General features: G+C 41.5%; 9 protein-coding genes. 2 read left to right on the forward strand and 7 right to left on the reverse strand.

The window, feature by feature from the left end:
• Positions 1-3: 3 nt before the first annotated feature.
• From L4C38_RS07785 to L4C38_RS07810, 6 genes are all read right to left on the reverse strand, one after another.
• Positions 4-1,389, reverse strand: a complete 1,386-nt coding sequence (locus tag L4C38_RS07785; RefSeq protein ID WP_428796970.1) for a hypothetical protein — start codon at positions 1,387-1,389, stop codon at positions 4-6.
• A gap of 178 nt (positions 1,390-1,567) precedes the next feature.
• Positions 1,568-2,974, reverse strand: coding sequence for a sodium-dependent transporter (locus L4C38_RS07790; RefSeq protein ID WP_428796971.1), 1,407 nt, complete (start codon positions 2,972-2,974; stop codon positions 1,568-1,570).
• A gap of 67 nt (positions 2,975-3,041) precedes the next feature.
• Complete coding sequence (locus L4C38_RS07795) at positions 3,042-4,418, reverse strand: tryptophanase (protein ID WP_428797170.1); 1,377 nt, start codon at positions 4,416-4,418, stop codon at positions 3,042-3,044.
• Positions 4,419-5,412: 994 nt separating this feature from the next.
• On the reverse strand, positions 5,413-6,639 hold the full coding sequence (gene gltS / locus L4C38_RS07800; RefSeq protein ID WP_428796972.1) for a sodium/glutamate symporter: 1,227 nt from the start codon (positions 6,637-6,639) through the stop codon (positions 5,413-5,415).
• Between the two features lie 397 nt (positions 6,640-7,036).
• The gene (locus L4C38_RS07805; RefSeq protein WP_428797171.1) at positions 7,037-7,447 is read right to left on the reverse strand and encodes a VF530 family protein; all 411 of its coding nucleotides are present in this window, start codon (positions 7,445-7,447) and stop codon (positions 7,037-7,039) included.
• Between the two features lie 130 nt (positions 7,448-7,577).
• On the reverse strand, positions 7,578-9,182 hold the full coding sequence (locus tag L4C38_RS07810) for an ABC-F family ATPase (protein ID WP_428797172.1): 1,605 nt from the start codon (positions 9,180-9,182) through the stop codon (positions 7,578-7,580).
• Between the two features lie 257 nt (positions 9,183-9,439).
• Here L4C38_RS07810 and L4C38_RS07815 point away from each other — a divergent pair, with 257 nt between their 5' ends.
• On the forward strand, positions 9,440-10,033 hold the full coding sequence (locus tag L4C38_RS07815; RefSeq protein WP_428796973.1) for a LysE family translocator: 594 nt from the start codon (positions 9,440-9,442) through the stop codon (positions 10,031-10,033).
• Between the two features lie 22 nt (positions 10,034-10,055).
• Positions 10,056-10,892 (forward strand): AraC family transcriptional regulator, encoded by an 837-nt coding sequence (locus L4C38_RS07820; protein WP_428796974.1) that lies wholly within the window; start codon positions 10,056-10,058, stop codon positions 10,890-10,892.
• Between the two features lie 63 nt (positions 10,893-10,955).
• Here L4C38_RS07820 and L4C38_RS07825 read toward each other — a convergent pair whose 3' ends face one another.
• A complete protein-coding gene (locus L4C38_RS07825; RefSeq protein ID WP_428796975.1) occupies positions 10,956-12,248 on the reverse strand; it encodes a dicarboxylate/amino acid:cation symporter in 1,293 nt (430 codons plus the stop codon).
• Positions 12,249-12,281 lie beyond the last annotated feature (33 nt).

Raw genomic sequence — 12,281 nt, forward strand, 5'->3', positions numbered from 1 at the left:
ATTTTACTCAGATATCACTTGTACAGTGCCTTTCAAGCCAATTAGACACTCAAAATGTCGCTGCAGTGTTCTCGCAGTATCAGCGGCATCATCCGCAAAATAATAGCCGTTAACCTCAGAAAACGTCCCTTTGTACGAGCCTTCAAAGTTATTAAACCGTTTAATATCTATCGGCTCATAAATAAACTGGGTTGACGTAAAGTTCCCCGTTGAGATGACCACATCATCATCCATCACGATAAACTTTAAGTGAATATCCGGATTATAATAGTACTGGCACCGCAGTTTACCCTTCAATTGCCCAACAAAATCTAGAAAACTCTTTTTGTTAGACGGCACGCGTGTAGGGACTGATCTACCCGATACCTGTACAGTGTACTTAGGGAATCGCCCTCCATTAGACTCATCTCGCAAGGTTTCATCGACATAAGTTTGTGACAATATTTGAATGTTCAGGTTGCCATCTGAAGCACTCATTGCTTGTTTAAGCTCTGCGTCAAAAGTATTGATATGCTGGGCGCAGATAATCACTCGTCGTTTCGCAGTCGCTATTTTTTGTCGAATTTTAGCCTCGATTTGTTGATTAGAATTAGGCAAAAAAGGTGCAGTGAAAAATACGTTTCGATCATCGTTGGCAGAAGATGATACGCTATTCAACGCCTGTTGGTTTACTGGAGTTCGCGGCTCTATATAGTGCGAATAATCCGTCTCTGTACTTAAGTTCATATCACTAATGTGCTTAGAGTTTTCTATCAACTGTTGATAAAAATACTGGCTGTACGCATAGTCGGCTTGACTGTTTTTTACGATAAGACACAACTCTTCTTTCATCAAATCTCTTAGTGCGAGGTTAGATGACGTCAGTACACTGTAGCTAATACCATCTCGCATTTTAATCAACAGACTTTTGATATGAAGGCTAAACGGCACTCTGCCTCTGGAGAATTCTTTCACTCGTTCTGAGCGCAGATACACATGGTCAAAGATATGTAAATTCACACCATTACTAACTTGGCAATGCTGGTATATTCTCTGCGCAAAATCGGCTTTGCTACGTGATGCCTTAACAGGAATACAAGGTGTGTTGGTGAAGAAGGAGTAGAAATCGTTGTTACTCGTCGCTTTAAGGTCATAGCCTTCAAGAGGAATAGACACCACATTCACTGTTACACCCGTACTTGCCAATTTTCGCAATTTATTAGCCAAAATCAGATTATTGAAGAGGTAGCATGACACAGTGATCTCTTCGAGCTCATCACTATGTTTATCAAAAAATTTAACCAGCTTATCGAGGATCGTCGGGCTGCATCCTTCGCCATAAAATGCGTAAGGGTTTTGAGCTTGGTTACGGTGCAAACCATCGAAAATGAGATGTGAGGCTTTGTTCATTGAATAGAGCTTCTTGATTTACCATGACTATTGGCAAAATTATGATCGGTTAGCTCACAAAGAGAAATGGGAAACTACCACCCTCTTTCTACTGTCACTCCATGCTGTGACTGAGTTCAAAGTAAAAACACTCACTAACAAGAAACCACCTACAGGTGTAGGTGGTTTAAGTTGAAAGTTAAAATTTAATGATCCCCAGTGATTGTAGATATACCAGTACCAGTGCCGCCGGCGTTACGTATTTAATCGTGACTATATAGACAGTCTTGATTTTCATACCCTTCCCGGTGTTGATCTCCGCGAGTAGATCATTTGGGTCACTAAACCATCCGATAAGTAGCACCATCACAAGTCCACTTCCCGGCAGCAATATGTTTGAAACGAAGTAGTTTGATAGGTCAAAAATACTCATGCCAAACAGTTTGATGTGTGCTATCGGGCCAAACGAGAGTACTTGGAAAATACCAAGAATAAAGATAGTCGTACCTACAATTGCAAGGGCTTTTTTGCGAGTCCATTTAAGTTCATCGGTAAAGTAAATGATGATCGCTTGCAAGAGTGCAATCGTGGTCGTCAAACAGGCAAAGAACAGCGCAAGGAAGAAAATTGTCGCGAACACCATCCCAAACTGCATGTTAGCGAAGATGGTAGGAAGAACGATAAACACTAATGGTGGTCCAGCTTCTGGCTCTATACCAAAAGAGAACACGCTTGGGAAAATGATTAATCCCATCAAAAATGCGATCAGTAGGTTACCCAAAATAATGTAGATTGAGCTACTTGTAATCGCTTGTTCCTTACCCATGTAACTGCCGTAAGCCACCATGTTACCCACGCCTATTCCTAATGTAAAAAATGCTAATCCAATAGCGGCTAGAATGGCTTCAGGTGTTAACGCTGAAAATTTAGGTAAGAGATAGAATTCCAATCCAAGGTGCGCGTTTGGCAATTGAAGTGCATTGACCACAAGAATGATGATCATAACAAACAGTGCAGGAATAAGGACTTTACACAGCTTTTCTATCCCGTTTTGGATCCCTTTTGTCAGAACTCCAACGGTTAACACCATCATTACGAATTCCCAGAATACCAGGGTATAGGGTTCGTTAAGGAAGGTGCCGAAACTCTCTATAACCTGCGCAGACTCCATACCATTGTATGAACCCGTAACAGATTTAAAGAAGTACGCGATTGTCCAACCTGAAATACCAATATAGAAAGACAATACAATGATCATTACCATCAATCCCGCATATCCGACATAGTGGTAACGTTTTCCTGGAAACAGTTTTTTAAGAGCGGAAACGTAGTTAAGTTCTGTTCTGCGCCCGATGGCAAATTCAGTAATTAAAATGGGGGTAGATATGAAAAGAAGTGCTAAAAGATAGACACATAAGAATGCGGCCCCCCCATACATACCGACAGTAAAGGGAAACATCCAAACGGCACCAAGACCAATAGCCCCGCCAATTGAGGATAGAACAAAGCCTAAGTTCGAATTCCATTTTTCGCGAGCTTGTGGAGCGTCATTTTCTTGTGTCGCCGCCTGTACCTCTGGCGGTGTAGCTTGTGTAGTATTTTCCATGCTAATACCTCACTAATCTATACAGTAATTAAAAGGAGAGAGTGAAACACTCTCTCCTTAATGCGCTCTACAACATCTCAAATCCAGCAGTGAAGTGACGTAGCGAGGTGATTTCGGCTTCATAAACCAGCTTCATTCCCTTGTACGAATCTCTGTTTTCATAGATATAACCTAAAGCTTCGGCGATAACATCAAGGTGATTATTGGTATAAACTCGTCGAGAGATACCAATACGCATGATCTCAAGAGCAGGCATAACATCTTCACCAGTCACTGGGTGTTTAGAGCCAAATGCACAAGCGCCTAGCTCTACGCATCGAACACCAGCTTCTTCATATAAGGCAACAACTAGTCGTTGAGATGGGAATTCATGTTGTGGAATATTTGGGAAGAAACGACGACCGTCAACATAAACGCCATGCCCGCCAGTCGGTTCAACAATAGGGATACCCTTTTCTTTCAGTCTATCACCTAAGTACTTAACCTGATTTATACGATACTCAAGGTAATCTTGATCGATACCTTCATAGAGACCCACCGCAAGTGCCTCCAAATCTCGCCCAGACATACCACCGTAAGTAATGAAACCTTCACGAGCGATAGTCAATTGCTGTGCAGCCGCAAAAATCGACTCATTACGAGTAACGAATAGACCCCCCATATTGACCAAGCCATCTTTTTTCGAACTCATTACTGCCGTTTCACAGTAAGAGAACATTTCTCTCGCTATCTCGATAATAGGTGTGTCTGCATAGCCAGGCTCACGTTGCTGAATAAAATAAGCGTTCTCTGCATAACGCGCGCAATCAATAATAAACGGGATATTAAATTCTTTCGCGATTTCACTAGTTTCACGAATGTTCTGCATAGATACCGGCTGACCACCGTTGTTGTTACAAGTGATCGTCATGATGATGACAGATACGTTTTCAACACCATTTTCAGCAATAAGTTTGGTAACTTTCTCTATGTCCATGTTGCCTTTAAATGGGTGGGCAGCACTTGCTGTATCAAGACCTTCGTCAATAACAAGATCAGCCGCCAATGCCCCCATAATCTCAGCATTACCACGGAAGGTATCAAAGTGCATGTTGCCAATCGCGTACTTGCCTTTTTTAGCATACAAGTTAGCCATGATTAGATCAGCCGCACGACCTTGGTGAGTCGGTTGAACAAAAGGCATACCGAAGATATCTTGAACCGACGCCTCTAAATGGAAGAAGCTTTTGCAACTCGCATAGGATTCATCACCCTTCATCATCGCTGCCCATTGCTCTGTACTCATTGCTGACGTTCCGCTATCAGTAATACAGTCAACATACACGTTTTCTGCCTTAACTTTAAAAGCATTGTATCCGGCTTCTTTCAGAAAGACTTGTCGCTCTGCTTTAGTTGTTTTCTTTAGGTTTTCAACCATTTTAATGCGGAATGGTTCAGCTTTCATAAATCTCATATGTAACTCCTTGTTATACAGATAAATCGCTATTTACATCGACATAAATTGTCGTTCAAAATGTTCTATTAAAATCTGCTAACGCCTTAAATTTACAAAATAAAATAGCGTCATTGTTCACTAGAACCTTTAGAACGATTATCTACAGCTATAATTAAATTTAAAAATACATAGATCATTAATATCAAAATATATAGTTACAGTTGTTTTGCACCTTCGTTTTTTAAAACAAAAGTCACTGTAATTTAAATTATTTATTTTAATTAAGCATGAGTACAATTACGCCAATAAATAATGCGCATAAAAACCCATAGAGTAATAAAATTTTTAAGGGAGTTTCACACAATAAAAATAGACTACTATCTTAGCCGTGCCATTATTAAATTATGACAATACTCAATGGAAACTGATGTCAGTTTAATATGGCAGAGAGAAGCTATACATAAAAAATCATAATGCTTATTATAACCCCACATAAGCATAGACCTGCGGCGATTATGTTCTAACAAAATAATCAATTATACTGATAGTTGATGCTATTAGATTGGTGTGAAAAATTATGCAGATTTTTCTGAAGTTAATCGAGACGAGAAATTATGATCAGTAGTATACCAATCTAATAAAGATGGGGATGTTGGAATAGATTGAAATTTTGAGTGCATGTTCATATTACGAGCCTATTTAAAAGGTTAATAACGCAATAAACTAAACTCATTATTTACTATGTTATTTCAAAAGTACATATCAATAGTATCTGTTTGTGACCAAGAGTGGGGTTTTAAATGAAAAACCTAATATATGTGAGATGTACACATTGATTTTAATAGTCCTTACTTCCTAAATAACAACGGAAATTAAATTACCAACTCAATATATAATCAACTAAGCTCATAATTAACTAACAATGTATATCTCTGAACGGAGAGAATTAAAAAAGCCAGTCAGAAGTACTGACTGGCTTGATAACTACCAACAAACGATTCAATTATCGAATGAATGCAATAAAGCCTTGTAGAATAACTAGGTTCACAATATCAATGAAGAATGCACCAACAATAGGTACAACCATAAAGGCTTGAGGTGACGGACCATTACGACTAACTATCGAGCCCATGTTCATCACTGCTGTTGGTGTCGCGCCCATACCAAATCCGCAATGTCCGCTGGCAATAACCGCTGCATCGTAGTTTTTACCCATGATGCGAAATGTCACATAGTAAGCAAATACCGAGAGAATCATCGACTGTATCATCAGAATAATTAAGAACGGGATTGCTAAGTCAAATACATTCCACAATTTCAAGCTCATCAGCGCCATGGCAAGGAACAACGATAGAGAAACCGTACCTAGAATATCAATCGTTTCAAGATCTAACTTACGCACTTTCGTCAGTTCTAAAAGGTTGGTAATAACCACACCAATAAACAAAGCGTAAACAAAGCCTGGGATCATCAACCATTTAACACCAAACGAGCTAACCCATCCCTCCAAGTAACCCGCACCGGTCACACAAAGCATGATTAGCGCTAAACCTTCCACGACTTTCTTCGCCGTCACACGGTCTTCTTCATGCTCATTATAAGTGACTAACTCAGGGAACTCTTTATGAGTTTGATTTGTGCAGCCATACTTCGATACTAGTCTTCGTTTATGAATCAAACGCTGTGCAACAGGACTACCCATGATGCCACCAGCAATCAAACCAAATGTCGCGGACGCCATTGCTATTTCCATAACATTATCCATACCGTATACATCTTGGAATGTTTGTGACCAAGCCGCACCAGTGCCGTGTCCGCCTGAAAGCGTAATTGATCCGGCGATTAGTCCCATAAGAGGGTCCAAACCCAATAGGCTTGCTAAAGACACACCGACAACGTTCTGAATTAAGATATAGGCAGATGCAATCGCAAGGAAGATGAACACTTTCGCGCCACCTTTAATTAACTGGGTATAGTTCGCCGCCAAGCCAACAGTGGCGAAAAACATCAACATAAATGTGTTTTGTAGTGGTAGATCAAAAACCAGATCAATGCCATTAAAATGCATGGTGGTGATGGCACACGCCACGATCAAACCACCAACAATGGGCTCAGGAATATTGAATTTTTTTAATGCGGTCCATTTGGAATTAATAAACTGACCTAAAAACAATACGCAAATTGCGACTAAAAATGACTCCTGTGGACCTACCGATATTACCTGATTCATAAAACCTCTATTTCTTTTGCTTCCACTTCACGTTTTGAACGAAAAGTGTGAGCGATATCTCTTGCCAGTCAGGGTGCCTGTTGAAGGCTCACATTACTAGGTTTGAGACCCATTAAATTCTCACCAACTAAGAATCAAAGCCAGATTAAAGCCAAGTTAATCTCAAGTTATGAGAATTTCTCGATTTACTCTACTTCTAGCGACTGTAGTGCCAGAGTCGAATTTCGTGATCGGTATACAAAAATTCGAGGGCGAAAGGCGGGGGTTAGCTTTATCAAACCATGTGAATTTTATTAAATCGGACGATTCCTAAGCACTGTCCCTCTCATTTTACGGCAATAAAAAAGCCAAACCTCATTCGGTTTGGCTTTCTGTTTAGAACTTAGTCTGCGAGCAACTAACGGCGATTGTAACGTCCTTTCGACGAACGTTCTTTATGTGCTGAAGCCGCTTTTGCTTGAGAAAGCTGAATAGATTCAACCGTTAGTTCCATTGGTTCACGTTCTTTCAAACCATGCGGGAACGTGCGGGCACGCGGCGACAAATTATATTCATAATCTGATGCTTTAGGCATGCGCTTGAAACGATACAAGTAAAAGTTTTCTACTCGCTCTCTCGCCCATTCTGTTTTCTTAAGGTATTTCACACTACTCGCAATGGTTGGCTTCGTATTGAAACAATTCATACGCATTGCAGCATCCAGAATTTCCCAACCATATTGATCAACTAGCTGCTGCAGCATGTCTTCGATTTTAAGACCGTGCAGAGGGTTATTTTGCTGCAATTCAATGCGTAGTTCATCTGACATGTGTTCTGTCATGAAACTTTCCTTCGTCTTGAGTAGCATGCTTTACCGCAACCACTCGGTGTTAATTCATCACTGCCAAGAACGATTCACTTAGCAGTTTATCTAATGTATCTGGTTCTCGCTGCAGTGATTAAGCCGCATTCAGCACTTTTTGTTGATGCGCCATGTACTCATCAAAAGTACCTTGGAAATTAATCAGTTGCTTGCTTTTAACGTCAATAATAGAAGTCGCTAGAGAAGATACAAACTCACGGTCATGGCTTACAAAAATTAGCGTACCTTGGTAAACGCTCAATGCGCTATTTAGTGCTTCTATCGCTTCCATATCCATGTGGTTGGTTGGCTCATCCATAATAAGAACGTTAATATCTTGCATCATTAACTTACCAAAGATTAGACGGTTTTTCTCACCACCTGAGCAATCTTTCGCTTTCTTGTTAGCATCATCCGCAGTAAACAATAGACGGCCTAAAATACCGCGAACCATCAAGTCATTGTGCTTAACCGTACGCCATTGTGAAATCCACTCAAAGATAGTTAGGTCATTGTCAAAATCTGCAGTGCTATCTTGCGGGCAGTAACCCACTGATGCATTTTCAGACCACTTAACCACACCTTGAGTTTGCTCTAATTCACCAACTAGGCAACGCAGCAATGTCGTTTTACCGACACCGTTCTCGCCAACAATAGCCAAACGCGTGCCCGCTTCTAGTAACAAATTACCGCCACTAAACAGAGTGTCACCATCAAAACCATGGGCTAGATCTTGCAGTTCAAGTGCTAGACGGTGCAGTTTTTTACCTTCACCAAAATCAATTGATGGGCTAATACGGCTACTTGATTTCACTTCATCAAGTTGGATTTTATCCATCTTCTTAGCGCGTGAACTTGCCTGTTTTGCTTTTGACGCGTTTGCACCAAAACGGTTAACAAAGTCTTGTAGCTCACTGATCTCAGCAGCTTTCTTAGCATTCGATGAAAGTAACTGCTCACGAATAAGCCCTGATGCTTCAAGGAAGTACTCATAGTTGCCTGGGTAAATACGCAATTCACCGTAATCAATGTCAGCCATGTGGGTACACACTGAGTTCAAGAAGTGACGGTCATGCGAGATGATGATCATCGTACACTTACGTTGGTTCAATTCTTCGGCCAACCAGTTGATAGTGTAAATATCCAAGTTGTTGGTTGGTTCATCAAGCAGCAAAATATCTGGGTTCGCAAACAAAGCTTGCGCCAATAGCACACGCAACTTCCAACCAGGAGCGACTTGTTGCATCAGACCGAAATGAAGTTCTTCCTCTATACCCGCTTGTAGCAGAATATCACCAGCACGGCTTTCGGCAGTGTAACCGTCCATTTCCGCAAATTCGCTTTCAAGCTCGGCAACTTTCATACCGTCTGCTTCGCTCATTTCAGGTAATGAGTAAATACGTTCACGCTCTTGCTTCACTTCCCACAGCTTGCGGTCACCCATGATCACTGCATCAATCACTGAGTATTTCTCAAATGCGAACTGATCTTGGCTCAAGACACCCAGCTTTAATCCCGGTGTAATAGAGACATTGCCAGAGCTTGGAGTCAATGCGCCACTAAGAATTTTCATGAAGGTCGATTTACCACAACCATTGGCACCAATTAGACCGTAACGGTTGCCGTTACCGAACTTTGCTGAAATATTTTCAAATAATGGCTCGGCACCAAATTGCATGGTGATATTGTTTGTACTTATGATAACGGTGTCCTCGGAAGTAAATTTCTTTTAATAACAAGCTCTTAGATTACTTTCGAGATACTGTTAAAAAAGTTCATGTTGAATATCGGCGCTATTCTATCTGATTCAATTTAAAGGTGATATAGATCACTTAAATATTGGTCAAAATCATTGTTCGAAAATACATTAAGACCCGCCAAAAAACGCCCACTGCAATTTTGTTCAATACCGTCCAACTCATCGCTGCTAGATTGCACAAAGCAACGAGGAATTGAATAATGCATAACTTAATTTTTGCCATGGTCGTGTTCGCTTTTGTCGGCTCTGTCACCCCTGGACCTGTCAATATCATGGCAACCAGTGTCTCAATGAACCATGGATTATATTCCGCCGCCAAATATGTCAGCGGGGCGTCTTTTGCCTATGCTCTGGTGGTATTTGTCACAGGTAGCGCAGTCAACACTGCGACGAACGTACTGCCTCAGTTAGAACTCACAATGCAAATTGTTGGCAGTCTCTTTATCTTATATCTCGCCTATAAAATTTATTCTTCCCCTACCTCTTCTTTGAAATCGTCAAAACACGCCTCCGCGGGTTTTTTAGTTGGTGCTTTAACGCAAATACTCAACCCAAAAGCTTGGTTAGTCGCCATGTCAGGTGTTAGCCTGTATGTTATTGGTCATGAAGACCAATCGTTTTCACTGGCATTGTTTACTTTGGTATCACTGATCCTCTGCCTCATTGGTGTCGGTATTTGGGCGGTGATGGGAACTGCATTATCAAAGTATCTTAATAATGCGGTACGACAACGACAGTTTAATCGAGTAATGGCGGTGTTATTGGCTGCCAGTGCAACGATGATATGGATATAACTTGATGAGATCGTGAAGGAACATGAAATCAGATACTAGTGTCACTTTTAAGCAAAGCACTTTGCTGCCGTGGGTAGAGCTTCGAATTGCTAATCAAAGCGCTGCTTGCTACGAATCCCATTCTCATGACGAGTTTTCTTTCGGCATCATCGATCATGGTGTAGCCGATTATCGCAACCGAAAGCAGACCCATCGCATTGAAAAAGGTGACATTGTCACAATTAATCCCGCTGATGTTCATTCTTGCAATCCCGACCTAAGCAGTGATCAAACTGACGCTTGGTCATATCGAATGTTGTTTGTTGATACGCTAAAGATGGGCGAGATACAAAGCGAAATTTTACCGAGACAAAACCTCGACTACTTGCCTTTTCTAGCTGACTTTGATCGCGGGCAAGTATTAAAACTGAGATTTGTCACGCTGTTTAACGCGCTGCAAATGGGTGAAAGTACGCTTGAGACTGAAGTGAGTTTTTACGATTTTGTGGAATCAAGCTTTGCCAAAGTACCGAGTAAAAATAGCGATAGAATGGATCAAACACCCAACCTATTCCGAGTTAGAGAAAGGCTACTAGATGAAGTGGATTCCCAGCACCAGCTCGATGAGTTAGCGCAAGAAGCCGGCATCAGCCGCTATCAACTGATCCGCTCATTTAAAAGCCAGTTTGGTTTACCACCGCACGCCTATTTAATGGATGCGAGGATTAAGCGCTCTAAGCAATTGCTTAAACGCGGTCAAACCATTTCAGATATAGCGTTGCAATTAGGCTTTTCTGATCAAGCACATTTCCAGCGTCAATTTAAGCGCAAGCTTGCGGTTACACCGAAGTTTTACCAATCTCACTTCATCTCAATATAAAACTCAGCGGCACAATCATGCAGAAAAGGCATCAATATCGATGCCTTTTTTATCATTAAAAAATCAAACGCTAACAGTGGCTGGTGAACATATAACAAGATCGTCTTTCAGCTTGCTCTTATCGTTAGCCCATTTATCAACCACCAGTGATGCAATCAAGTCCCCCTCTACGTTAACTGCGGTACGAAACGTGTCCAGCGGCCGTTCGATGATTAGCAAAATCGCTATCGCTTCCAGCGGAATACCTGCTGCCAATAGCACCATTTGCATGCCTGACATTGAGCCCGATGGCATACCGGGAGCACCAACCGATGAGACCATTGCCATAATAAAGATCATCACCAAGCCTGATGTAGTTAAATCAACGCCAAAAAGCTGCGCTAAAAATATTGCGGCAACGCCTTCAAATAACGCTGTGCCGTCCATATTCATTACCGCACCAAGCGGCAACACCATACTGCTAGTGCTTTGAGAAACACCTAACTCATTCTCTGCAGTTTGCATCGACAGTGGTAGCGTAGCCGAACTAGAAGAAGTCGCAAACGCCATTGCCATTGGTGCAGACAACGCCTTAAACAAGCGTTTAATGCTGATACCCGTGATCAATTTTGCAATGCTTGGTAGCACTATTGCGCCATGAATCACCGTTAAGGTAAAAACCAATAAAGCGAATAACGCTAGCTGCTGAAACAGATCACCACTTCCCGCAACAGTAAACTCAAAAACGATAGAGAATACCGCTAGCGGCGCAAGACGAATAATACTACTAACTATACTATTTACGCCTTTATTCAAACCAGACAACACATCAAACAATGCATGCTTTGCAGGAAGTGAGGAAAGTAGTGCGATGCCCAGTAAGAATGAGAACACCACAATGGCGAGCAAGTTCCCTTGAGCTAACGCTTCAATAGGATTAACCAACGCCATACTAAATAGCTTTTCGGCTATCGCACCGCCACCAGCCGCATCTTCACTGATCAACTTAACGCCTTCACCTACAGCCACTTCTGAATTAAGTGGTTGCCAAGCTGGCAGTAGCAACGAAACACCCAAACCTAAGCTAATCGCGATCATGCTGGTAAAGCTATAGAACAATATCGTGGTACGCCCTATCTTCTTCAAACGTACGATTGAACCAATGCTGGTGATGCCTTGTAGTAAAGAGAGCATCACCACAATGCCAACCACCATTTTGAGTAAACCAAGATAAAGCGTTTTACCCAACGTAATTACCTGATACCACCCTTGCTGTGCAATATCATTGTTATTAGGTAATAGACTTGCCATACCCCACGCTACCAACGCAGCTATTACTAGTTGCAGCGGCAACGAAGCACGTAATTTAGACCACATAATAATGTTCCGATTTGAGCGGATGAAAAAACA

The organism is Vibrio kasasachensis (assembly GCF_050337565.1).
Lineage (GTDB): Bacteria > Pseudomonadota > Gammaproteobacteria > Enterobacterales > Vibrionaceae > Vibrio > Vibrio kasasachensis.